Annotated in this window: 21 protein-coding genes; 10 read left to right on the top strand and 11 right to left on the bottom strand. The window is 73.1% G+C overall.

Going from position 1 to position 22,423, the window contains the following annotated elements:
- Positions 1 to 42 precede the first annotated feature (42 nt).
- Positions 43 to 954 (bottom strand): LysR family transcriptional regulator, encoded by a 912-nt coding sequence (locus JOD95_RS07705; RefSeq protein ID WP_209684261.1) that lies wholly within the window; start codon positions 952 to 954, stop codon positions 43 to 45.
- A 48-nt stretch (positions 955 to 1,002) separates the two neighbouring features.
- Here JOD95_RS07705 and JOD95_RS07700 point away from each other — a divergent pair, with 48 nt between their 5' ends.
- A complete protein-coding gene (locus JOD95_RS07700) occupies positions 1,003 to 2,271 on the top strand; it encodes an MFS transporter (protein ID WP_209684259.1) in 1,269 nt (422 codons plus the stop codon).
- Between the two features lie 66 nt (positions 2,272 to 2,337).
- Positions 2,338 to 2,949, top strand: a complete 612-nt coding sequence (locus tag JOD95_RS07695; RefSeq protein ID WP_209684257.1) for a hypothetical protein — start codon at positions 2,338 to 2,340, stop codon at positions 2,947 to 2,949.
- A gap of 62 nt (positions 2,950 to 3,011) precedes the next feature.
- Here JOD95_RS07695 and JOD95_RS07690 read toward each other — a convergent pair whose 3' ends face one another.
- On the bottom strand, positions 3,012 to 3,926 hold the full coding sequence (locus JOD95_RS07690) for a cation diffusion facilitator family transporter (protein ID WP_209684255.1): 915 nt from the start codon (positions 3,924 to 3,926) through the stop codon (positions 3,012 to 3,014).
- 47 nt (positions 3,927 to 3,973) lie between these two features.
- Here JOD95_RS07690 and JOD95_RS07685 point away from each other — a divergent pair, with 47 nt between their 5' ends.
- Both JOD95_RS07685 and JOD95_RS07680 read left to right on the top strand, forming a co-directional pair.
- Entirely contained in the window at positions 3,974 to 4,648 is a 675-nt protein-coding gene (locus JOD95_RS07685; protein WP_209684253.1) for a DUF4166 domain-containing protein, read from the top strand.
- The gene (locus JOD95_RS07680; RefSeq protein WP_209684251.1) at positions 4,645 to 5,637 is read left to right on the top strand and encodes an epimerase; all 993 of its coding nucleotides are present in this window, start codon (positions 4,645 to 4,647) and stop codon (positions 5,635 to 5,637) included. The genes JOD95_RS07685 and JOD95_RS07680 overlap by 4 nt, the downstream gene beginning before the upstream one ends.
- On the opposite strand, the gene JOD95_RS07675 is transcribed toward JOD95_RS07680, so the two are convergent.
- Positions 5,606 to 6,541, bottom strand: a complete 936-nt coding sequence (locus tag JOD95_RS07675) for an EamA family transporter (RefSeq protein WP_066657639.1) — start codon at positions 6,539 to 6,541, stop codon at positions 5,606 to 5,608. The two genes, JOD95_RS07680 and JOD95_RS07675, sit on opposite strands and share 32 nt — an antisense overlap.
- 71 nt (positions 6,542 to 6,612) lie before the next feature.
- On the opposite strand from JOD95_RS07675, the gene JOD95_RS07670 reads away from it, so the two are divergent.
- Entirely contained in the window at positions 6,613 to 7,524 is a 912-nt protein-coding gene (locus JOD95_RS07670) for a LysR family transcriptional regulator (RefSeq protein ID WP_209684249.1), read from the top strand.
- Between the two features lie 146 nt (positions 7,525 to 7,670).
- Here JOD95_RS07670 and purB read toward each other — a convergent pair whose 3' ends face one another.
- The 3 genes from purB to JOD95_RS07655 form a co-directional block, all read right to left on the bottom strand.
- On the bottom strand, positions 7,671 to 9,056 hold the full coding sequence (gene purB / locus JOD95_RS07665; RefSeq protein WP_209684247.1) for an adenylosuccinate lyase: 1,386 nt from the start codon (positions 9,054 to 9,056) through the stop codon (positions 7,671 to 7,673).
- Positions 9,053 to 9,565, bottom strand: coding sequence for a low molecular weight protein-tyrosine-phosphatase (locus JOD95_RS07660; protein WP_066657642.1), 513 nt, complete (start codon positions 9,563 to 9,565; stop codon positions 9,053 to 9,055). Before JOD95_RS07660 ends, purB begins: the two co-directional genes overlap by 4 nt.
- A gap of 152 nt (positions 9,566 to 9,717) precedes the next feature.
- Entirely contained in the window at positions 9,718 to 10,116 is a 399-nt protein-coding gene (locus JOD95_RS07655) for a phage holin family protein (RefSeq protein WP_066651768.1), read from the bottom strand.
- A gap of 50 nt (positions 10,117 to 10,166) precedes the next feature.
- Here JOD95_RS07655 and JOD95_RS07650 point away from each other — a divergent pair, with 50 nt between their 5' ends.
- The 5 genes from JOD95_RS07650 to JOD95_RS07630 all read left to right on the top strand — a co-directional run bounded on the left by JOD95_RS07650 (position 10,167) and on the right by JOD95_RS07630 (position 15,797).
- Entirely contained in the window at positions 10,167 to 11,246 is a 1,080-nt protein-coding gene (locus JOD95_RS07650) for a histidinol-phosphate transaminase (protein WP_209684245.1), read from the top strand.
- Positions 11,247 to 11,269: 23 nt separating this feature from the next.
- Positions 11,270 to 12,403, top strand: a complete 1,134-nt coding sequence (locus JOD95_RS07645) for a thiamine pyrophosphate-dependent enzyme (protein WP_066651770.1) — start codon at positions 11,270 to 11,272, stop codon at positions 12,401 to 12,403.
- Positions 12,404 to 12,492: 89 nt separating this feature from the next.
- A complete protein-coding gene (locus JOD95_RS07640; RefSeq protein WP_066657646.1) occupies positions 12,493 to 13,452 on the top strand; it encodes an alpha-ketoacid dehydrogenase subunit beta in 960 nt (319 codons plus the stop codon).
- 32 nt (positions 13,453 to 13,484) lie between these two features.
- Positions 13,485 to 15,104 carry a dihydrolipoamide acetyltransferase family protein gene (locus JOD95_RS07635; protein ID WP_209684243.1) on the top strand — a complete coding sequence of 540 codons (1,620 nt, stop codon included), beginning with the start codon at positions 13,485 to 13,487 and terminating at the stop codon, positions 15,102 to 15,104.
- Positions 15,105 to 15,224: 120 nt separating this feature from the next.
- Positions 15,225 to 15,797, top strand: coding sequence for a GNAT family N-acetyltransferase (locus JOD95_RS07630; RefSeq protein ID WP_066651778.1), 573 nt, complete (start codon positions 15,225 to 15,227; stop codon positions 15,795 to 15,797).
- Positions 15,798 to 15,827: 30 nt separating this feature from the next.
- Here JOD95_RS07630 and JOD95_RS07625 read toward each other — a convergent pair whose 3' ends face one another.
- The 5 genes from JOD95_RS07625 to JOD95_RS16920 form a co-directional block, all read right to left on the bottom strand.
- On the bottom strand, positions 15,828 to 16,478 hold the full coding sequence (locus JOD95_RS07625) for an ATP-binding cassette domain-containing protein (protein WP_209684242.1): 651 nt from the start codon (positions 16,476 to 16,478) through the stop codon (positions 15,828 to 15,830).
- Positions 16,475 to 18,499 carry a hypothetical protein gene (locus JOD95_RS07620; protein ID WP_209684241.1) on the bottom strand — a complete coding sequence of 675 codons (2,025 nt, stop codon included), beginning with the start codon at positions 18,497 to 18,499 and terminating at the stop codon, positions 16,475 to 16,477. The genes JOD95_RS07625 and JOD95_RS07620 overlap by 4 nt, the downstream gene beginning before the upstream one ends.
- Before the next feature lie 23 nt (positions 18,500 to 18,522).
- Positions 18,523 to 18,921 (bottom strand): lactococcin 972 family bacteriocin, encoded by a 399-nt coding sequence (locus JOD95_RS07615; RefSeq protein WP_066651785.1) that lies wholly within the window; start codon positions 18,919 to 18,921, stop codon positions 18,523 to 18,525.
- An 83-nt stretch (positions 18,922 to 19,004) separates the two neighbouring features.
- Entirely contained in the window at positions 19,005 to 20,297 is a 1,293-nt protein-coding gene (locus tag JOD95_RS16925; protein WP_209684240.1) for an esterase family protein, read from the bottom strand.
- Positions 20,294 to 22,327 carry a bifunctional lysylphosphatidylglycerol flippase/synthetase MprF gene (locus tag JOD95_RS16920; RefSeq protein ID WP_209684239.1) on the bottom strand — a complete coding sequence of 678 codons (2,034 nt, stop codon included), beginning with the start codon at positions 22,325 to 22,327 and terminating at the stop codon, positions 20,294 to 20,296. Before JOD95_RS16920 ends, JOD95_RS16925 begins: the two co-directional genes overlap by 4 nt.
- Between the last annotated feature and the right edge of the window lie 96 nt (positions 22,328 to 22,423).

Genomic DNA, 22,423 nt, shown 5'->3' with positions numbered 1-22,423 from the left:
TCCCGTCCGCCGGTGGGACACGTCCCACACGGCCCCCGGACCTCACCCCACCCGTGCGGCCACGACGTCGCGAGCGAGCGTGCGCGTGGCGCGGTTCGGTTCGGTGTCCGACCGCATCGCGAGCCCGATGCGGAGCGGCTCGACCTCGTCCTCGAGCTCGAGCACGGCGCCGTCGTACCGGACGCCCGGGTCCGGGACGACACCGACGCCGAGCCCGGCCGAGGCGAACCGGATCACCGCCGGCATGTCGTTCATCTCCGCCACGACCCGGCGTCGGAGGCCGAGGCGCTCGAACGCGGCGTCGAGGATCAGGCGGTTGCCGAAGCCGTGCGCGGTGTCGACGAAGGGCTCCCCGGCGAGTTCGGCCAGGGACACCGACGGGCGAGCAGCGAGCGGGTGGTCCGCGGCGGTGTACACGCGGAAGGGCAGCTCGCGCAGCGGTTCGACGACGACCCCGGGCGGGACGGACGGCAGGCCCGTGTACGCCAGGTCGAGCCGCCCGGCGACCAGGTCCTGCACCAGGCCGGTGGTGCCCGAGGGCGAGGTCATCAGCTCGACGGCCACGAGCGGGTGCCGCCGCCGGAACCGCCGCAGCACCCCCGTCAGGTCGACGACGTCCATGCTCGTGAAGATGCCCAGCCGCACCCGGCCGCGGAGGTCGGCGTCGTCGACGGTCGCCAGGTCCCGCATGCGCTCCAGGGAACCGAGCACCGCGCGGGCGTGCGGGAGGAGGTCCTCGCCGGCCGCGGTCAGCACGAGTCGCCGACCGGTGCGGTCGAACAACCGCACGCCGAGCGAGCGCTCGAGGGAGGCGATCCCGGCGGAGACGGTCGACTGGGCGGCCCACAGGCGTTCCGCGGCGCGTGTCACGGTCCCCTCGGCGGCGACGGCCACGAACTGTTCGAGCAGGCGGGTCTCCATCGTCCGAGTATCGACCAGATCGATGACACTCATCAAGAACACCCGTTGGACTCGATGACGGCGCCAGGGCACCATCGGAGCATGACCTCGACCACCGACGCGGCTCCGGCCCCGACGACCGGCTCCCGTCCCGTCCCCGCTCCGCGAGGGCGGCGCACGCACTCCCGTCGCCGGCACGGCTTCGGCTTCTGGGCCGTGGCCTTCGCGTTCCTGGCGGTGATGGCGTTCGCGACCGTCCCGGCACCCCTCTACGTGATCTACCAGGCGCGCGACGGCTTCCCGACGTTCACGACCACGGTCGTCTTCGCCGCCTACGGTGTCGGGGTCGTCGCCTCGCTCTTCCTGGCGGGACACCTCAGCGACGTGCACGGACGACGCCCGTTGATCCTGGTGTCGATCGCCCTCGAGCTCGTCGCGGCCGTGCTGTTCCTGCTGTGGTCCGACGTCGCAGGTCTCGTCGTGGCGCGGTTCGTCACCGGGCTCGGCGTCGGGCTCCTCACCGCGACGGCGACCGCGCACCTCGGTGAACTGCGGGTCCGGGCGACCGGCTCGTCCGCGTCCGCCCAGGGTGCGAGCGTCGCGGCCGGCGCCGTGAACCTCGGCGGTCTGTCGCTCGGCGCCCTCGTCGGGGGCGCGCTCGCGGACTTCGTCGGGCAGCCGCTCGTCGTGCCGTACGTCGTCTTCGTCGTCGCCCTGGCGGTCGCGTTCGTCGTCGTCCTCGCCGCGCCGGAGACCGTCGACCGTCCCGAGCAGCCGGTGCCGTACCGACCGCAGCGGATGGCCGCTCCCGAGGGGCAGGCCGGCGTGTTCTGGGCCGCCGGTGCCGCGGCCTTCGCCGCCCTGGCCGTGCAGGGACTCTTCACCTCGGTGGCCCCGACCTTCCTCGGCACCACGTTCCACGTCACCGACCGTCTCGCCGCGGGCGCCACGACGTTCGGGGTCTTCGCCGCGAGTGCGGTGTCGCAGATCGTCTTCGCAAGGCTGTCCCAGCGTCGGCAGATCCGGCTCGGCCTGGTGCTGCTCGTCGGTGGTCTCGTCGTGCTCGCGGTCGCCGCCGTGCTCCTGCAGGTCGCGGGCTTCATCGGCGGCGGGGTCGTGGCGGGTGCCGGTGTCGGGCTGCTCTTCCGGGCCGCGATCGCCCGCGCGGGGTCGCTCGTCGGGCCGGAGCAGCGCGGCGGGGTGCTCGCGGCGACGTTCCTCGTCGCGTACGCGGGACTGACCGTGCCCGTCGTGGCGGTCGGCGCCGCGCTCCTCGTCGTGCCGACGCTCCCGGTGCTGCTCGCGTACGTGGCCTTCGTCGTCGCACTCGCACTGGTCGCCGGCCTGCGCCTGGCCGCCCGCGCGGCGTAGTCCGCCGCGACCAGCCGACCACCCGGCCAGCCGTTCGGCAGGTCGTCTCCCGGCATACTGGAGCGCATGCCCCAGCAGCGCCGACGTCCGGCCGTCACCGTCGTCGCCGCGGTCATCGCGGCCGGCCTGGTCGCCGGCGGTTTCGCCCTGACGGCGCAGCGCAGCGGCGAGGACCCGGTGATCGGCGGCGGAGCGTCCACCGTCACGCCCGGCGCGACCGCTGCCGACGGAGCGACGCGCGACGGCACCGTCACCATCGAGCGGTCGGGCCCCGACCTGCCCGGCGGCGACGTGCTCGACCGCTGCGACGCTGACCGCCGGGCCGTGGTCGCCCGGTACGAGACCGCCGCGCTCGGACGGGTCGAGCTGCAGTGCGGCACGTCCGGCCAGGGCTACGAGCACATCCGCGTCCGGCACACCGCCGACTGGCAGGACGTCGTCCGGGGCCACGGCTCACGGGACTGGGACGACGCGATGCTCACCGCCGTCCGGTCCGTGCTCGAGGCACCGCCCGCCGGCTACCCGCAGGACGCCGGGGACGGCAAGGTCTGCTACGCCGCGCCGGTCCGCTTCGACGACGGCTCGCGTCCGTCGGCGGAGCCGAACGTGCGGGTGATCGTGTCGGAGACGACCGACCGGGTGATCACGGCGTTCCCCACCGACGACGGCGGCTGCTGACCGCACCGGACCGGTGCGCAGGCCGGGCCGACCCGACCCGTCCCGACGCGTGCACCTCGTGCCTACGCGTGCACCTCGTGCTCGTGCCGCCGGTGCGAGACCGGTTCGAGCTGGAAGGTCGAGTGCTCGACGGGGACGTCGAAGTGCTCCGCGACGCACTGCTGCAGCGCGTCGAGGATCCGGGGCGCGTGCGCGGTCGAGAAGCAGTGGTCGTCGACGACGACGTGCGCCGTCAGGTTCGGCACGCCGGTGGCGACGAGCGTCGCGTGCAGGTCGTGCACCTCGATCACGTGGTCGAGCTCGAGGATGTGCGCGCGCACGTCGTCGAGGTCGAGCCCGGGCGGTGTGGACTCGAGCAGCACGTTCGCGGTCTCGCGGAGCAGCCGGACGGCCCGCGGCAGGATGAGCAGCCCGATCAGGATCGCGGCGATCGAGTCGGCCCGCTCCCACCCGGTGAGCGCGAGGACGACGGCGGCGGCGATCACCGCGACGGACCCGAGGGTGTCGTTCAGCACCTCGAGTCGGGCCGCCCGTGACGTGAAGCCGCCGCCCGAGGCCCGCGCGAGCACCGCGTAGGCGACGAGGTTGCCGACGAGCCCGACCACACCGAACACGAGCAGCGGGCCGGCGTGGATCTCGGCGGGCACGAACAGTCGTTGGATCGCCGAGACGACGACGAAGACCCCCACGGCGAGCAGGATCGCCGCCTGCGCCGTGGCGCCCAGCACCTCAGCGCGCTGGTAGCCCCACGTCCGCTGGGCCGTCGGTGAGCGGCGCGCGAGCCGGGTGGCGACGAGGCCGATGCCGAGGCCACCGGTGTCGACGACCATGTGCCCGGCGTCGACGAGCAGCGCGAGGGAGCCGGTGACGACCGCCCCGACGACCTCGGCGAGCAGGATGCCCGCCGAGATGCAGAACGCGACGAGCAGCGCGCGCTCCGAGGCGCCGGCATGCCCGTGCGCGTGGTCGTGTCCCATGCCTCGATCGTAGGGAACGAGGCCGACACCGTGCCAGGATCGGCGTCGTGACCCGGTCGCCCTACGAGCTGACGACACCGTCGGCCGTGCTCGCACGGTTGCACCCACGACTGCGCACGTACTTCGGTGCGGTCCCGGTGGGTCACGTCGGCCGCGGCGAGGGCGTGTTCGCGGTCGTCGGGACGCCGCGGCGCTGGATCTGGCCGCTCCTGGCCGTCCTGGCCCGGGACGCCGTGGTGTTCCCCGTGTGGGAGCGGGACGTCCCCTTCACGGTCGAGAACCGTCCGGCTCACGTCGGCCGCGGCGCCGTGGACGGTCGGGAGGCACGGGTCGCCGTCCGCGCGCACCGCACCTTCCGCTTCCGGACCGGACCCCGCACGATGGTGGACGCGATCACCGCCGAGCCGCACGGGCTCGTCGACCACCTCGGTCGCCGTGGGCGCGTCAACGCCCTGCTCCGGGCGGAGGTCGACGCGGACGGGCCGGACGCGGGCGCCCTGCGCCTGGTCTCCACCCGGGTGACGGTCCGTGTGCTGGGACGTGCCCGGAGCCTCCCGGCCGTCGCCGCTCCGCGTGTCACGCTCGTGGAACGATTCGATGACGATGCCGACGTGCAGCGCGTGTCCCTGCGGCTCTCGGCGCCGCTGATCGGCACGCTGTACCGGTACGAGGGCGCCTTCCGCTACCGGATCGAGCCCGACACCGGACAGGGGACACCATGAGCGACGACACCACCCGCGCGCCGAGGGGCCGCGCCGTGATCGCGGGAGCGGGCGGCTTCGTCGGACGGTACCTGCAGCGTGCCTTCCGCGATGAGGGGTACGAGGTCGTCACGGTCGGTCGCACGGGCGACGCGGTGTGGGGCAACACGCTCCGGATCCGTGAGCTCGTCGACGGTGCCGCGATCGTGGTGAACATGGCGGGCAAGAGCGTGAACTGCCGCTACGGCCGTCGGAACCGAGCGGAGATCATGCGCTCCCGCGTGGACACGACGCTCGAGCTGGCCGAGGCGATCCGGACCGCCGAGCACCCGCCGCCGCTGTGGGTGAACGCCTCCACCGCGACGATCTACCGGCACGCGGACGACCGACCCCAGGACGAGGCCACGGGTGAGCTCGGCGAGGGCTTCTCGGTCTCGGTCGCGAAGGCGTGGGAGGACGCCCTGTTCAGCGCGGACCTGCCGCACACCCGCCGGGTCGCGCTCCGGATGGCGATCGTGTTCGGCGACGGGAGCGCCCTCGTCCCGCTGCTCCGACTGGCCCAGGCCGGTCTCGGCGGGCCGCAGTTCGACGGGGCGTGGTTCCCGACGCGTGCCCGGCTCCGAGCGGGCACGTACCACCACGACCGGCACACGCACGGGCGGCAGCGGTTCAGCTGGGTGCACATCGACGACGTCCTCGGGGTGATCCGGTTCGTGCGCGACCACGAGGACATCGACGGCCCGGTCAACGTCTCGAGCCCGGAGCCGTCGGACAACCGGACCGTGATGGCCACCATCCGCGACGCGGTCGGACGGCGCTTCGGGCTGCCGACCTGGCGGTGGATGCTCGAGATCGGGTCGTTCGCGATCCGCACGGAGACCGAGCTCGTGCTGAAGAGTCGGTGGGTCGTGCCGACACGACTGCTCGAGGCGGGCTACGAGTTCCGGTACCCGCACCTGCGCGGCGCGCTCGCCGGCATCATCGCCGAGCGCCGGCAGCACCGGGGCTGACCGGCACCGCCACCGCCGGCACCGCCGCGGCCGGCACCACCCTCGCGGTGCGCGACGACCACAGCACGGCGACCACCACCACGGCACCGGCCACGACCTCGACCACGTCCGGCACCTCGCCGAACGCCGCCCACGAGGCGAGCACCCCGATCACGGGGACGAGCATCGAGAACGGTGCGACGGTGCTCGACGGGTACTTCCCCATCAGGCGCGACCAGATCCCGTACCCGACCAGGCTCCCCGCGACGACGATGTAGAGCAGGCCGAGGTCGGCCGGCAACGCCGACGCGGTGAACGCCGTGCCGAACGCCCGACCGACCCGTTCCGGCCCCTCGACGAGCAGCGACAGTGCGAACATCGGCACCGGCGGCACGACGGCCCACCACAGGGTCAGGTGCAGCGGGTTCACCGGACCGGTCCGCCGCGTCGCGACGTTGCCGAGCGCCCAGCCCAGCGCCCCGCACAGCACCAGCACGACCGGCAGCAGCGCCGCGGTCTGCGCCCGGTGCACCGCGATGACGCCGAGGGCCGCGACCGCGACGGACACCCCGACGACCTGACGGGCGGTGAGCTTCTCACGCAGCAGGACCCCGGCGAGCACGACCGTGAACGGCGCGGACGCCTGGATCACCAGCGACGCGAGCCCCGTCGGCATCCCGGCCGCCATGCCGAGGTACAGGAACGCGAACTGCAGGACGCCGAGCGTCGCGCCGACGAGCACGATCCACCGGAACGGGACCCTCGGCCGCGGGACGAACAGGATCGTCGGGACGGCCAGCAGGCTGAACCGGACGGCGGCGAGCAGGAACGGGGGCCAGTGGTCGAGGGCGATCGCGGTCGCCGGGAAGTTCAGACCCCACGCCACGGCGACGACGAGGGCGAGGATGCGGTCGCGGAAGAGCACGGATCGATCGTCCCGTACGAGAAGCGGTAGCACCAGCGCACGGTGTGACAGCATCGTTGTAGGGTCCTTGCATGGTCGGCTTCGACATCGCCCTGCTGCCGGTCCTCCGCGAGCTCGCGGAACGGGGGAGCGTCACCGCGGTCGCAGCAGCCACGCACCGCACCCCGAGCGCGGTGTCGCAGCAGCTCCGCACGCTGCAGCGCCAGGCCGGCGTGCCCCTGGTCGAGCGCGTCGGACGCGGCGTGCGCCTCACCGTGGACGGCCGGGCACTCGCCGACATGGCCACCGGTGTCGCGACCGCGCTCGCCACGGTGGAGTCGGCGTGGTCGGAGCACCTCGCGGGGGTGAGCGGGACGGTCGACCTCGCGGTGTTCCCCTCGGCGGCCGAGCTGCTGCTGCCGGGGCTCCTCACGCGCATGCGCGAGCACCCGGGCATCGTCCTCGAGCTCTCGGACGTCGACGTCAGCGAGGGGGAGTTCGCGCCGCTCACCGCCGACCACGACGTCGTCATCGGGCACCGCCCGGACGGTGCCCGCCGCCCCGACGGCGCCGTCGAGACGGTCGCGCTGCTCCGGGAACCGCTCGACGTCGCCCTGCCGCTCGACCACCCGCTCGCCGACCGGGAGCGCGTCGGCATCGAGGACGTCGTCGACGAGACCTGGATCGGCGTGCCCGAGGACTACCCGATCGACCGCGTGCTGATCGCGATGGCCGCGGCGTCCGACACCCCGCCGTCGGTGGCGTTCCGCACGATCCACCTGCCCGTCATCGAGAACCTGGTGGCCGCGGGGCACGGCATCGCGCTCGTGCCCCGGTACACGTCGGGCACGCGTGCGGCGGGACGGTTCCGGTTGGCGACGCTCGCCGACGTGCGGGCGGGCCGGAGGATCGAGGCGCTCACCCGTCCGGACCGCGCGGTCCGTCCCGCGGTCCGCACCGTCCTGGAGGCGTTGGTCGCCGAGGCACGGGCCGTCACCACCTGAGGTGGTGACGTGCGCGGCGGGGCCGCCCCGCGCCTCCCGTCCGCTGCGCCCGCTCGCGGTCTCGCGGAACGCAACGACGGCGGCCGCTCGCAGGGGTGTACCGCTGCGAGGAGCCGCCGTCGTTGCGTGTTGCGGAAGGGGTCGGACTAGACGTCCAGGCGGTCGACGAGCTCGTCGGCCAGGCCCGTGTAGGTGCCGGGCGTGAGGTTCGTCAGTCGTGCCTTGGCACCCGACGAGATGTCGAGGCCGTTCACGAACGCGACGAGCTCGTCCTGGCCGATGCGCTTGCCCCGCGTGAGCTCCTTGAGCATCGCGTAGGGGTCCTCGATGTTCGACTGCCCGGCGGTGACCTCGGCGCGGATGACCGTCTGGATCGCTTCGCCGAGCACCTCCCAGTTGTGGTCGAGGTCCTCGGCCAGCCGGGTCTCGTTCACCGCGATCTCGCCGAGCCCGCGACGCAGGTTGTCGAGCGCGAGCAGCGAGTGCCCGAACGCGACGCCGATGTTCCGCTGCGTGGTCGAGTCGGTCAGGTCGCGCTGCAGGCGGCTCGTCACGAGGGTCTCGGACAGCGTCGAGAACAGCGCCGACGAGATCTCGAGGTTCGCCTCGGCGTTCTCGAACCGGATCGGGTTGATCTTGTGCGGCATCGTCGACGAGCCCGTGGCACCCGCCACCGGGATCTGCGTGAAGTAGCCCATCGAGATGTAGGTCCACACGTCGGTCGCCAGGTTGTGCAGGATCCGGTTCGCGTGGCGCACCCGGTCGTACAGCTCGGCCTGCCAGTCGTGCGACTCGATCTGCGTCGTCAGGGGGTTCCACGTCAGGCCGAGGCCCTCGACGAACTCCTTCGACAGCGCGGGCCAGTCGGCCTCGGGGTCGGCGGCGAGGTGCGCCGAGAAGGTCCCGGTGGCGCCGGAGAACTTGCCGAGGTACTCGCCGTGCTCGATCTGCGTCAGGACGCGCTCGAGGCGGTAGACGACCACCGCGAGCTCCTTGCCGAGGGTCGTCGGCGTCGCGGGCTGCCCGTGCGTGTGCGAGAGCATCGGCACGGCGCGGAGCTGCTCCGCCGTGGTGCGGAGCGTCGCCAGGACCGAGCGGTAGGCGGGCAGCCAGACCTGGTCGACGGTGTCCCGCACCGTCAGTGCGTAGGACAGGTTGTTGACGTCCTCGCTGGTGCAGGCGAAGTGCGTCAGCTCGGCGATGGCGTCGAGCCCGAGCTCGGACAGGCGGCGACGGACGAAGTACTCGACGGCCTTGACGTCGTGCCGCGTCGTGGCCTCGATCTCGGCGAGCTCCGCGATCTGGTCGTGGCCGAAGGTCTCGACGACCCGGCGCAGCGCTGCCTTGTCGTCGATGCTCAGCGGCGAGGTGGTGAACATCGCGTGGTCGGTCAGGAAGATGAGCCACTCGACCTCGACCACGATGCGTGCGCGGTTGAGGCCGGCCTCGGAGAGGTGCTCGCCCACCGTGTGCACGACCGGGTAGTACCGCCCGTCGAGCGGGCTGATCGGCTGCGGGGGAAGGGGGGTCATGGGGCTCCCTGACGGACTGCCGGTTCGAGTTGGCGGAAGAGCGCCCGGCAGGCACGCTCGACGGTCGAGAGCACTCGGTCGAACTCGTGCCGGTCCGCGTAGTACGGGTCCGGCACGTCGGCCTGCTGGGGCCAGGCGTCGTCGTACCGCAGCAGGAGCGTCACCTTGGCGGCGTCGTCCATGGTCGGTGCCCACGAGCGCAGGACGCGTTCGTGGGAGCGGTCGAGTGCGACCACCAGGTCGAGGTCCGGGAACCGGTCCGGGTCGAACTGGCGGGCGCGATGCCTGCTGCCATCGTATCCGCGCGCTGCGAGTGCCGCGATCGTGCGCTCGTCCGCGGGCTCGCCGACGTGCCAGTCACCGGTGCCCGCCGACTCGACGACGAAGCGGTCGGCCATGCCGGCGTCGGCGGCGACCTGTGCGAAGACGATGCCGGCCATGGGGGAGCGGCAGATGTTGCCGCTGCAGACGAACGAGACGCGGAACGGGGCGTCGGCGTCCGGGCTCATGTGCACATCATGGCGCACGGACGTGACGTCCGCGACGGCGGTCCGACCGGGAGGCACGGCGCGGCCCTCGCCGTCGGCACGCGTCGCGCGGGCGGCCGGCTCGGTGCGGCCCGCATCCGTCGCGCGGGCGGCCGGCTCGGTGCGGCCCGCGGTCACGGACGCGGGCGGTTCAGCACCGGCCGCACGAACAGCCCGATCAGCCACGAGAACACGGCGAGCACGAAGGCGCCGACGATGCCCCAGCCGAAGGACTCGACCTCGAGCCCGAAGCCGATCGCGTCCGAGATCCCGGCGACGATGAGCAGCAGCACGGCGTTCACGATCAGCGAGATCAGGCCGAGCGTCAGGACGTAGAGCGGGAACGCGACGATCCGGATGATCGTGCCGATGACCGCGTTCACGAGCCCGAACACGAACGCCACGAGCAGGAACGTGAGCACCACGGCGGTGGTGTCCCCGTCGCCGAACGGGGTGACGGTGACGCCGCTCACGATGAGGGTGGTGAGCCAGAGCGCGACGGCGTTGACGACGAGGCGGACGAGGAATCGCATGCCCTCATGATGCCCGTCGCGCCCCGGACGGTCCCCGGTAGCCTGAGCGCGTGACTGACGAGCGCGTGCACATCCGGCCCGAGGTGGCCGTCCTCCCCGCGTACAAGCAGGGGCGTCAGGCAGCGCCCGACGCCTTCAAGCTGTCGAGCAACGAGAACCCGTTCCCGCCGCTGCCGGGCGTCGTCGAGGCCGTGCAGGCGCAGACGGCCTACAACCGCTACCCGGACGCCACCGCCCTGGCCGTCCGCGCCGTGCTCGCGAACCGCGCCGGACTCACCGTCGACGAGGTCCACGTCGCGCCCGGCAGCGTCGCGATCCTGCACGAGCTGGCCCGGGCGACGAGCGGCCCCGGCGACGAGGTCGTCTACGCGTGGCGCTCCTTCGAGGCCTACCCGGGTGTCGTGACGGTCGCCGGTGCCACGAGCGTGCAGGTGCCGAACCGCCCGGACGGCGGCCACGACCTCGACGCCATGGCCGACGCCGTGACCGACCGCACCCGCATGGTCATCGTCTGCTCGCCCAACAACCCGACCGGTGCCGTCGTCACGGGCGCTGAGTTCGAGACGTTCATGGCGCGCGTGCCGTCGACCGTGCTCGTCGTGCTCGACGAGGCCTACGCCGAGTTCGTCACCGAGCCCACCGCGGTCCGTGGCACGCCGCTGCTCGAGCGGTACCCGAACCTCGTCGTCCTCCGCACGTTCTCCAAGGCGTACGGACTCGCGGGCCTGCGCGTCGGGTACGCGTTCGGTCCGGCGTACGTGCTCGACGCCGTCCGTGCCTGCGCGATCCCGTTGTCGGTGACGGCGCAGGGCCAGGCGGCGGCGCTCGCGAGCCTGGAGCGCGAGACCGAGCTGCTCGACCGCGTCGCCGAGCTCGCGGCGAGCCGTGACCGCATCGTCGCCGCGCTGCGCGGCCAGGGCTGGGACGTCCCGGACGCCCAGGGCAACTTCGTGTGGCTGCCGACCGGGGAGCTGACGGCCCACGCGGCCGAGCGCTTCGAGGCCGCCGGCATCATCGTGCGGGCCTTCGGGAACGAGGGCATCCGGGTGTCGATCGGGGAGCACGAGGCTGTGGAAACGCTCCTCGAAACGGCGGGGTCGCTTGTGGGGGACCTCCAGGCGGCCCGGTAGGCCCTGGCGTTACGCTGACCGACATGTCATTCCACGCCGCGGCCCCCGCGACGGCCACCGTCCGGATCCTCGACCCCGAGGGCCGGTTCGTGGAGACCGACGAGAACGCCGAGTACGCCGCCGTCGCGCGGACGATCCCGGACGAGACCCTGCTGGCGATGCACCGCCGCATGGTGCTCACGCGTCGGTTCGACCACGCGGGCCACAACCTCCAGCGCACCGGTCAGCTCGGCCTCTGGGTCCCGAGCCACGGACAGGAGGCCGCGCAGGTCGGCTCCGTCTTCGCCCTCCGCGCACAGGACCACGTCTTCCCGTCGTACCGCGAGCACGCCGTCACGATGCACCGCGGTGTCGAGCCGATGGAGATCATCGCGATGTACCGCGGCCAGACGCACGGCGGCTGGGACCCGGACGAGCGCGGCAACACGCACATCTCGACGCTGGTGATCGGGTCGCAGACGCTGCACGCGACGGGCTACGCGCTCGGTCAGCAGCTCGACGGCGACGTGGGCACCGGTGACCCCGACCGCGACGCCTGCACCATCGTCTACTTCGGCGACGGCGCGACCAGCCAGGGCGACGTGAACGAGGCGTACGTCTTCGCCGCGTCGACGAAGGCCCCCGTCGTCTTCTTCCTGCAGAACAACCACTGGGCGATCTCGGTGCCGGTGTCGGTGCAGTCGCCGACCCCGCTCGTCGACCGCCCGCGCGGCTTCGGGATCCCGAGCGTCCGCGTCGACGGCAACGACGTCCTGGCGTCGTACACGGCGTCCCTCGTCGCGACCGACCACGCCCGCTCCGGGCAGGGGCCGGCGTTCGTCGAGGCCGAGACCTACCGCATCGGCGCGCACACGAGCTCCGACGACCCGACCCGCTACCGCCTCGACGACGAGCTCACCTCGTGGGTGGAGCGCGACCCGATCGCCCGTTCGGCCGCGTACCTGCGCAGCCGCGGCGTCACCGACGAGCAGCTCGCGCGCTTCGACGAGGAGGGCGAGGACATCGCCGCTGACGTCCGACGGGCGACCGTGGCCCTGACCCCGCCGTCGGTGGACGTCATGTTCGACAACGTGTACCGCGAGCCGCACCCGGTCACCACCGCGCAGAAGGCCTGGCTCGAGCAGTACGAGGCCGGGTACGAAGGGGGCTCCCACTGATGAGCACGACCGAGCAGCTCTTCGACTACACGCTCCGCGCCCACCCCGGTGCGGGCGAGGTCCCCAGCGAGCCCGTGCAGACCCTGCCGATGGCCAAGGCGCTCAACGCCGGCCTCGCCGCCGCGATGGCCGCGGACGACAAGGTCCTGCTCATGGGCGAGGACATCGGCCAGCTGGGCGGCGTCTTCCGCATCACCGAGGGCCTGCAGGAGCGGTTCGGTGCCGAGCGCGTCCGTGACACCCCGCTCGCCGAGGCCGGCATCATCGGCACCGCGATCGGCCTGGCACTGCGCGGCTACCGTCCGGTGGTCGAGATCCAGTTCGACGGCTTCGTCTGGCCGGGCTTCGACCAGATCACCTCGCAGCTCGCCAAGATGCAGAACCGCCTGCCGCAGCACATGTCGCTGCCGGTCGTCATCCGCATCCCCTACGGCGGGCACATCGGCGCCGTGGAGCACCACCAGGAGTCTCCGGAGGCGTACTTCGCGCACACCCCGGGCCTGCGCGTGGTCAGCCCGAGCACGCCGAACGACGCGTACTGGATGATCCAGGAGGCGATCGCGTCGAAGGACCCGGTCGTGTTCCTCGAGCCGAAGTCCCGCTACTGGCCGAAGGGCGAGGTCGACCTCGTCGACGGCCACGTCCCGATGCACACCACGCGCGTCGCCCGGACCGGCACCGAGGTCACCCTCGTCGGCCACGGCGCGATGGTGGCGACCCTCATGCAGGCTGCGGACATCGCCGAGGCCGAGGGCACCAGCTGCGAGGTCATCGACCTCCGCTCCATCTCGCCGATCGACTGGGAGCCGTTGCTGACCTCGGTCCGCAAGACCGGCCGGGTCGTCATCGCGCAGGAGGCCTCCGGCTTCGTCAGCGTCGGCAGCGAGATCGCCGCGACCGTCGCGGAGCAGTGCTTCTACACGATGCAGGCGCCGCCGATCCGGGTCTCCGGGTTCGACGTCCCCTTCCCGGTGTCGAAGCTCGAACACCTCCACCTGCCGGACGCGGACCGTGTCCTCGAGGCCGTCGACCGCGCCCTCGCATACTGACCGAGCCGACCAGAACGTTCGAAGGAGCCGCAGTGCCCGCCGCCGAATTCCCCCTGCCCGACGTGGGCGAAGGCCTGACCGAGGCCGAGATCGTGCAGTGGCGCGTCGCGATCGGGGACGAGGTCGCCGTCGACCAGGTCCTGGTCGAGATCGAGACCGCGAAGTCGCTCGTCGAGCTGCCGTCGCCGTTCGCCGGGACCGTCACCGGGCTGCTCGTCTCCGAGGGTGACACCGTCGAGGTCGGCAAGCCGATCATCCGGGTCGACTCGGACGTGCAGGTCGCGTCGACGTCCGCCCAGCCGGGAGGCCCGTCCACCGTTGCCGACAGCGCCCCGGCCTCGCCGGACGTCGCCGTCACCCCGCCTGCCGCAGCGGCCGCTCCGGCTCCCGTCGCGCCGACGCCGCCGGCGCCCGTGCAGCAGACCTCCGCGCAGCAGACCCCGCCGGCACCGGCCGCCGCCCCGGCCGCACCCGCAGCGGCCGCACCGGCAGCTGCTGCTCCGCAGCAACCGCGGCACGCGGCTCCGTCGCAGCCGGTCGCTGACCACGCGACCGTCGTCGGCTCCGACGAGTCGTCCGGCGCCGTCCTGGTCGGGTACGGCTCCGCGACCACGTCCCCGTCCCGCCGGAAGCCGGGCGCCCGCCGGGCCGCAGCGCTCGCCGCCGAGGTGAGCCGTGCCTCCAGTGCGGACGCCGTCGCCGCGGCCGAGGCCGCCTCGGACCCGGGCGAGGACAGCATCTCGCAGGCCGTCGGCGAGCAGGGCTCCCGACCGCGCAAGGCCGTCGTGTCGGGCATCGTCCTGGCGAAGCCGCCGATCCGGAAGCTCGCGAAGGACCTGGACGTCGACCTGACCGAGGTCGTGCCGACGGGTCTCGCCGGCGAGGTCACGCGCGACGACGTCATCCGGCACGCGAAGCAGGCCGGCGTCTTCCGCAACATCGAGACGCCCGAGTGGGGCGACGTCCGCCGCGAGACCATCCCGGTCAAGGGCGTGCGGAAGGCCATCGCGAAGGCGATGACCACGTCGAAGTTCACGGCGCCGCACGTGTCCCTGTTCGTCGACGTCGACGCGACCCGCACCATGGAGTTCGTCAAGCGCCTGAAGTCCTCGCCGACGTTCGCCGGCGTCAAGGTCTCGCCGCTGCTCGTCTTCGCCAAGGCGGTCATCTGGGCCGTCCGTCGGAACCGGTCGGTGAACTCGACCTGGACCGACCAGGAGATCATCGTCCACCACTTCGTGAACCTCGGCATCGCCGCGGCGACCCCGCGTGGGCTCATCGTGCCGAACATCAAGGACGCGCAGGACATGTCCCTGTTCGAGCTCGCGAAGGCGCTCGAGGACCTGACGCTCACCGCCCGCGACGGCAAGACCACGCCGCAGCAGATGGCCGACGGCACCGTGACGATCACGAACATCGGTGTCTTCGGCATGGACACCGGCACCCCGATCCTCAACCCGGGCGAGGTCGCCATCGTCGCGATGGGCACGATCAAGCCGAAGCCGTGGGTCGTCGACGGCGAGGTCCGCTCGCGCATGGTGACCACGATCGGTGCCTCGTTCGACCACCGGGTCGTCGACGGCGACGTGGCCTCGCGCTTCGTGCACGACATCGCTTCGGTGCTCGAGGAGCCGGCGCTGCTGCTCGACTGACGCCTGCACGCCCGTCACCGGTCCGGCCCCGGGCTGCGCGAAGCCGCAGTCCGGGGCCGGATCGCGCGGACGTCGCGTGGTGTCCACCCACTTGTCGGGGGTCGGGGTGATGATCGGACCATGGCCCACCAGCTCCTGACCCCACAGCAGGAGATCCGGACGGATCGCCTGGTGCTGACACCGCTCACGCCCGCCGACATCGACGACGTGCACGCGGTGTTCTCCGACGCGCGGACCTGGGGACACCTGCCCTCCGGGCGGCACACCGACCGTGCGACGACGGTCGACCTGGTGCAGCGCAAGATCGGCGGTCGGGCCCGGTACGGCCTCGGTTCGTGGACGGTCCGCACGACGGACGGAGCGTTCGTCGGGGTCGGCGGCGTCGACATGACGACGGCGGGGGTCTGGAACCTCGGCTACCGGTTGGCTCCCGCGGCCTGGGGGAACGGGTACGCCGGCGAACTCGCGCGCGCCGCCGTGGCCGAAGCGCACCGCGCAGCTCCCTGCGCGCCGGTGACCGGCCGGGTGCTGACGAACAACCCGGCATCGGCCGCTGTGCTGCGGAAGGTGGGGCTCTCGCTCGTCTGGCAGGGGTCGGCGTCGGTCGCTGCTCCGGACGGCGTGCTCGGTCAGGTGTGGACCGACCGCGAACTCACCGACGACCAGTTCGCCTGGCTCGTCCGCAACGCCTGAGGGGCGGACGGCGCCGAGGAGCGGGCCTGCTCAGGGTCCGCCTCGATGGTCCCGAGCATCCCGGAGGGCGATCACGCGTGCCGCGCGCCGTGTGACCGACGGCGCGTGCGTCGCGATGAGGACCGCGGCGCCCGCGGCCGCGAACGACTCGAGCCGGTCGAGCACCAGCGCAGCGTTGTCGGCATCGAGCGCGCTGGTCGGCTCGTCGGCGAGGATGACGGACGGCTGCTTGACGAGGAGCCTCGCGAGCGCGACGCGCTGTTGCTCGCCGCCGCTCAACTCGTGGGCGCGCGCCGTCGAGCGGCCGCCGAGTCCGACCTGTTCGAGCGCCGCGGCGGTCGAGAGGCCCCGACGACGGCCGCGTCCGGTCGGTCGGGCGAGGTCGACGTTCGCCCCCACGGTTGCATCGTGGACCAGCCCGAAGTCCTGGAACAGGTAGCCGATGTGGTCCCGGCGGAGCAGGCGCGCGTGGCGTGCGCTCCGTCCCGCGTCCACACCGCCGATGCTGATCGTCCCGGAGTCGACCCGGTCGATGTGGCCGACGCAGTCGAGCAGCGTCGACTTGCCGCAGCCGCTGGGCCCCGTGAGCGCCACGACCTCGCCGGCGGCGACCGAGAAGGTGAGGTCCTTCCAGACTGTGCGACCGCCCCGCTGCTTGCTGACGGTCAGGACGTCGATCATCGTGCTTCGTCTCCTCGGGACCTGTCGGTGCCCCGGGCCGTGCCCAGGACGATCACGGTGCTCACGATCGACACCACCACCGCGGCCGCGATCGCGAGCAGCGCTGCTGGCGTGGCCGTCTGCGTCAGCGGGTCCAGCGTCGAGACCTGCCACGACGCATCCGGCCTGAGCCGGGACCACGCCGCACCCGCCGCGACAGCTGCGACGGCGACGGACACCACCTCGACGGCGAGCAGGTCGGCGTCGGCCCGCGCCGGGTGGACGCCCGCGACGGTCTTGGTGAAACGGGCCCGTCCGTGCCGGCGACGGTGTGCCGACGTCGCGAGCACGGCGAGCGCGACCGACACCACGGCACCGCTCACGACCGCAGCGGACTGGGCGACGACCGTCCGCCGGGCACCGCGTGCGGTCTCCGCTGCCGCCTGTCCGACGTCCACCACGGCACTGATCTCCGAGCCGACCCCGGCAGCGTGGATCGCCCGCTCCGCGCGCGCACGGTCGCGGAACGCGACGTCGCCGGTCGACAGCCACGAGCCGAGCTGGTCCGCCGAGAACATCGTGGCCGGCGTCGGGACGACCACCAGGACGGCGTCGTCGAGCCAGCCCCGCACCGAGCCGCCGTCCGGGTACGTCCAGAGCTCCGGCGTGCCGAGCCGCCCGACGGTGACGTCCCGGGTGGCCGCAGCGGGCGCGTCGCGGAAGTCCCAGTCGGTGAGCGACCTGACGAGCGCGTCCGGGTCGAGCCTGCTGCGCTCGGGGAGCCAGACGGTCGGCGTCGCACCGGCACGGATGCGGGTGCCGTCCGCCGCGCGGACGTCCTGGAGTCGGAGGTACTCGGCGTCGACGAAGAGCGCGGACACCCCCGCGCCGCCCTCGCCGGTCGAGACCTCCCTGAGCGCGGTGAGCAGTGCGTCGTGGTCCTGCAGTGCGCCACCGGCGAACCGGCCGAGCCGGTCCCAGTACGCCTGCGCCTCGATCGGTCGGGGGTCCGGCGTGATCCACAGCTGCACGACCGTCCCTGCCGCCCGGAGGTCCCGATCGGTGCCGGACGTCCGCGCCACGACCTCGGCGCCGACGAGACCGCTCACCGCGGCGACGAGCAGCAGTGTCGCCGCCAGCCGTGCGATGTGCGCGAACCCGACGACCCCACCCGGTGGCCGCGAGCCACGCAGCGCGTCGACCAGGGGCCGTCGGCAGGCGAGGAGGACGCCCGTCGCGTGCGCGAGCAGCACCGGCGTGAGCAGCGCGGCGCCGAGCACCGCGGACGCGGCGACGAGTGCCGGCCACTGCGCTGCGCGGTTGACGATCCAGATGCCGACGCCGGCGAGTGGCGCGCCGACGAGCACGACCGTCGCGCTCGTCCGCAGTGCACCGAGCTCCTGCCGCAGGATCCGCACGGCACTCTGCCCGTGCAGTCGGCGGACCGCGCAGCGCCGCGGCGAGCCGACCGTCGCCACCAGGCACGCGGTGGCCGATCCGAGCACCAGGATGCCGACCAGACCGAGGGTGCCGTCGACCGTCTCGCCGATGCCGAGTCGAGTCAGGGCCCGGATCGACTCGGTCGTCGCTCCGTAGCCGACCGAGTCGAAGGCGCGGACCAGGTCGTGGCGGGCGGCATCGTCGCCGAACAGCTCGTACGTGCCGGTCGGGTCGACGCGGTCGAGGTCGGCCATCGGTCGGACCCGGGTCGAGACCGCACTGGAGAAGTCCGGGTAGCCGTCACGGAGCCACTGCTCGCCGAGCGTCCCCGGAGCGTCGGTCACGAGCGCTGTCCGGCGTCCGTCCGGGTCCGCGCGGTCGGCGACCATCCGGACGACGGTTGCGTGGTGTTCCTCGGCGACGCGGGTGATCGCTCCGGCGATGATCCGGTTCGACCGCGCCGCGCCGCCGAGGGAGACGGTGACCGAGGACGTCGCCCCGACCACGCTGGTCTCGTCCGCCACGGTGAGTCCGACGAAGGCGAGGACGAACGCGAGGACGGGCGGAATGGCGTAGGCGAGTACCAGTGCACGGGGTCGCATGCGGTTCTCAGGACCGTCGACGGTCAGCAGTTGTGGTAGTAGGCCTGGTTCCCGCTGAACTTCTTCGGGGTGATCGCGTAGGCGTACCGACCGCCGGGGACACCCGTGACCTGCCTCGACTTCTTCCCGACCGCGGTCGCGCCGTGGCAGCGCTTCTCGCGGAAGTAGTTCGACCAGACGTCACTGCTGCCGACGCCCCACTGCCAGAAGCTCCCGCCCCCGCCGTCACTCCGCTGCAGGACCGAGGAGCGACGCTCTCCGGACGTTCCGGCACCGGAGTCGGGGATGACGATCCCGCCCGCTTCCGAGCCCTGCCCGAGCACCTCGGTCGGGCTCGCGACCGCCACCGTCGCGGTCCCGCCGACGACCAGCCCGATCGTCAGCGTGAGGCCGATCAGGACCTGCTTCCCCTTGTGTTCCATGTCGTCACCCTTCCGTTCGTCTGGTGTGTCCGATCAGCGTGACGGAGCGCTTCGGGTGATGTCAAACATCGGATGTACGATATTCAGCTCTGCGATCGAGGTTCCGCCGCGGACAACGCGTCCGCGAACGGCCCGACGTACGTCCGGAACGACCACTGCACGGTGTTCCAGTCGTGACCGCTGCCCGGCGCTGATCCGACCTCGACCCGGGCCCCGGCCTCCCGCGCGGCCGCACCGAGCTCCCGTGCGTTCTCGCTGAACTTCCGGTCGGACGACCCGGCGGTCAGCCAGAGGGCGTGGCCGTCCAGCCCGTGCTCCCGCATCTGTGCGATCGGTGCCGCCGCCTGCCAGGCCGCCACGGATCCGCCGAACGCCTGGTCGGCGCTGTGCTGCGGGCCCTGGTCGATCGGCTGGAGCTCGCTCGACACCGCCAGCGCCGCACCGAAGGCGGACGGGTGCCCGGTGAGGAACTGCATCGTGCACGTGCCACCCTGCGAGAACCCGGTCAGCCCCCAGGCCTTCCGGTCGGTCGTCGCGGGCAGGTTCGCGTGGATCCAGGTCGGCACGTCCTGCGTCACGTAGGTCGCGACGTTCCCGAGCCGGGAGTCGACGCACATCGTGTTCCTCCCCGGCGCGGAGAGCTGGTCGACGCTGACGACGATGGGCGCCCGACCGTCGTGCGCGCGGGCGTAGGCGTCCAGGGGTTCCGCCAGACGACCGGCGGTGAACAGGTCCCCGGGCGCACCCGGCTGCCCCGAGAAGGCGATGACGACGGGCAGTGGTCGCGGGTCCCGCACCAGGGCCGCCGGCGGCAGCCAGACGACGGCCGGCCGCGCGTCGAAGTGCGAGCGCGTGCCGGGGATGGTCGCGGTCCGGACGATCCCGGCGGTGGGCATCGTGTCGAGGGGAGCGGCGTCACGGTCGTAGGCGGGCCACGGGTCGCTCTGCACGACGGTGCCGAGCGTCGGGTACTTGGCGAACTCGACGTTGATGCCGAGCGCAGGCACGACGAGCGCCGCCGGCACCAGGACGATCGCGAGCGCGCGACGCCATCCGCCGCCCTGCACCAGACCGGTGACCGCGAGGGCGAGTGCCGCGCCGGCGAAGGCGCTCCACATCTGCGTGATCGGGCTCAGCGCGACGCCGAACAGGTCGACGACCTGCGTGGTGAACCAGCAGGCGGCGAGCACGACGAGCGCGGCAGCGGCAGCGATGCCGGCGCGGAGGGCCGCTCGGCGCCAGGCCTGCCGCGACCGCCACTGCCGCACGGCGGGCAGCAGGACGGCGGTCGCGAGCACGGCGAACGCCAGGTCGGCCGGCACGAGCTTGTTCGGTGCCTGCAGCTGCGTCGCGAGCAGCCACTCGACGGGGCTCACGAGCGGGCGGCCGGCTGCTCAGCCGCCGGGGCGACGTGCGCCTGGCGGAGCGCCCACAGGTGCTTGGGACGGAGCCCGGGCACGTACGCGCTGGTGAGCGCTCGCGCCACCCGGGGCGCCTGCAGCGCGCTCGGGACGACGAGCCAGAGCGGCTCGTGGCGCGCGCCGAACTTCTCCTTGAAGCGCTGCAGCGACCGGAAGCCGTAGACGGGCTCGAGCGCCCGGGCGAGGAGCGCCGACCCGCGGGCCACCCACGACCCGGCGTCGGTGTGCGGTGCGAGCGGCGTGCCGGAGAGGCTGATCGTGGTGAGGCCGGCCTCGCGGGCGCGCAGGGCGGTCCGGGCGATCAGGAACTCCATCACCCCGGGCATCCCGTCCTCGCCGCGTCGCATGACGTCGAGCGTGTACCCGGTCAGGGCACCGTGCTCGTACACGGGCAGCCAACTCGTCACCGCGGTCACCCGACCCTCGGCGGTCACGGCGAGCAGCAGTCGGACGTCCGGGTCCTCGAGCTCGCGGAACCCACCGAGCGTGAAGCCCATCTCCGGCAGCCGACGGTCGGCTGCCCAGCGGGTGCAGATCGTCTCGACCTGCGCGCGCTGGTCGGCGTCGAGGGCGGCGAGCGTGGTCCACTCGTCGCGGAGCCCTTCGCGGTCGGCACGGTTGGACGCGGTGCGCAGGTCCTGGCGCTTCTTGCCGCGCAGGTCGAACGTCGTCACGTCGAGCACGGACTCCACGCCCACGGGGAAGGACGCCCACCCCTCGGCCGCGAGGATCGCCCGCACCGGCTCGTGCACGCTCGTGAACGCGGGGGTCCAGCCGTTCCGCTCGCAGGCGCGGGCGAACGCGGCGACCACCTCGGCCCGGTCCGCGGCGGCGCACGCCGGGTCCGACACGGTCAGGGCGACGTCGCCGTGCACGCGGTAGGCGACGGCACCGAGTCCGTCCGGGTGCGTCCAGGTCGCGTTGCCCCGCCAGGTGCCCATGTGCCCGAGCGTGCCCGCGTCCCCCTCGCGGAGCATGCCGAGGTAGTCCTCGCCGCAGGTCGGCGTCGCACGGAAGCGAGCGCGCACCAGCTGGCCGCGGAGCACCACGATCGCCAGGAGCACGGCGGCGGGGACGGCCCAGGCCCCGAGCAGCGTGACCTGCCACTCGACCTCGTCGGTCGTCAGACCCTGCCACTGCACGAAGCCGTCCTGCAGTGGTTCGATGAGGAACACGTCGGCGAGCACGGCGGACAGCGTCACCAGCAGGCCCGCCGCCAGGACGAGCCCGGTGCGACGGCCGCGCTGGACGAGCCAGGCGGCCCCGACCAGGAGCACCCCGACGAGCACGGTCGCCCGGTCGCTCATGGCATCGGCGAACGGCGACAGGACGCCGTCCGGCTCCGGCACGACGAGCGTCACCAGGGTGCCCGCGCCGAGGGCGACGAGCGTCGCGACGACGACCGAGCGCGGGTGGGTGACGACGGTCCGGTCGGTGCGCGGCGCGGTCGGTGCCGGCCGGGAGGCGCGGCGCACCACGAGCGCTCCGGCGGCGGTCCCGAACAGGGTCGCCAGGGCACGCGCGGTGTCGGAGCCGTGGCCGGCGAACAGCACCAGGGTGAGCACGACCGTCCACAGGACGGCGCGGACACGACGACGGCGGGCCGGCGGCATCGTGGCGGAGGCCGCGGCGAGCAGGGCGGCCGCGACGGCGGACGGGGCGAACAGCGGCTCACCCGCGGCGGCCTCCGCGTGCGCCTCGCCCATCGCCGACCCGACCGTCACCGCCAGGAAGGTGACGCCGACGGCCGCGAGCGGCGCGCCCACGCCGACCAGGACGGTGCGCAGCGACCCGAGCGTGCGTTCCGCGAGCACCGTGACGGCCACGACGACCGCGAGGGCCGCCCAGGCGACCGGCGGGTGGTGCGGGAAGTCCGGCTCGGCGTGCGCGACGCGTGCCGTGACGGCGAGCAGGACGGAGGCGACGCCGACGCCCACGGAGACGGGGTGTCGACGGATGCTGGCGACGAGCGCTGACTGGACCACGCTGCCATCACAGCCGACCCTGCCGGGTCGGTGCATCGGGCGGTGGCGTGAACACGGGTGGCCGATCGGCCACCGACCGTCCCTCGGAGGGCTGGT

The sequence above is a fragment of the Curtobacterium sp. 1310 genome (assembly GCF_017834105.1).
Lineage (GTDB): Bacteria > Actinomycetota > Actinomycetes > Actinomycetales > Microbacteriaceae > Curtobacterium.
This window is presented reverse-complemented; position numbering and strand designations above follow the sequence as displayed.

Bases quoted from the DNA above. Each gene is read 5' to 3' on its own strand.
- JOD95_RS07705 (WP_209684261.1), bottom strand. From the start codon at position 954: ATGAGTGTCATCGATCTGGTCGATACTCGGACGATGGAGACCCGCCTG.
- JOD95_RS07700 (WP_209684259.1), top strand. From the start codon at position 1,003: ATGACCTCGACCACCGACGCGGCTCCGGCCCCGACGACCGGCTCCCGT.
- JOD95_RS07695 (WP_209684257.1), top strand. From the start codon at position 2,338: ATGCCCCAGCAGCGCCGACGTCCGGCCGTCACCGTCGTCGCCGCGGTC.
- JOD95_RS07690 (WP_209684255.1), bottom strand. From the start codon at position 3,926: ATGGGACACGACCACGCGCACGGGCATGCCGGCGCCTCGGAGCGCGCG.
- JOD95_RS07680 (WP_209684251.1), top strand. From the start codon at position 4,645: ATGAGCGACGACACCACCCGCGCGCCGAGGGGCCGCGCCGTGATCGCG.
- JOD95_RS07670 (WP_209684249.1), top strand. From the start codon at position 6,613: ATGGTCGGCTTCGACATCGCCCTGCTGCCGGTCCTCCGCGAGCTCGCG.
- purB (WP_209684247.1), bottom strand. From the start codon at position 9,056: ATGACCCCCCTTCCCCCGCAGCCGATCAGCCCGCTCGACGGGCGGTAC.
- JOD95_RS07660 (WP_066657642.1), bottom strand. From the start codon at position 9,565: ATGAGCCCGGACGCCGACGCCCCGTTCCGCGTCTCGTTCGTCTGCAGC.
- JOD95_RS07655 (WP_066651768.1), bottom strand. From the start codon at position 10,116: ATGCGATTCCTCGTCCGCCTCGTCGTCAACGCCGTCGCGCTCTGGCTC.
- JOD95_RS07645 (WP_066651770.1), top strand. From the start codon at position 11,270: ATGTCATTCCACGCCGCGGCCCCCGCGACGGCCACCGTCCGGATCCTC.
- JOD95_RS07640 (WP_066657646.1), top strand. From the start codon at position 12,493: ATGGCCAAGGCGCTCAACGCCGGCCTCGCCGCCGCGATGGCCGCGGAC.
- JOD95_RS07630 (WP_066651778.1), top strand. From the start codon at position 15,225: ATGGCCCACCAGCTCCTGACCCCACAGCAGGAGATCCGGACGGATCGC.
- JOD95_RS07625 (WP_209684242.1), bottom strand. From the start codon at position 16,478: ATGATCGACGTCCTGACCGTCAGCAAGCAGCGGGGCGGTCGCACAGTC.
- JOD95_RS07620 (WP_209684241.1), bottom strand. From the start codon at position 18,499: ATGCGACCCCGTGCACTGGTACTCGCCTACGCCATTCCGCCCGTCCTC.
- JOD95_RS07615 (WP_066651785.1), bottom strand. From the start codon at position 18,921: ATGGAACACAAGGGGAAGCAGGTCCTGATCGGCCTCACGCTGACGATC.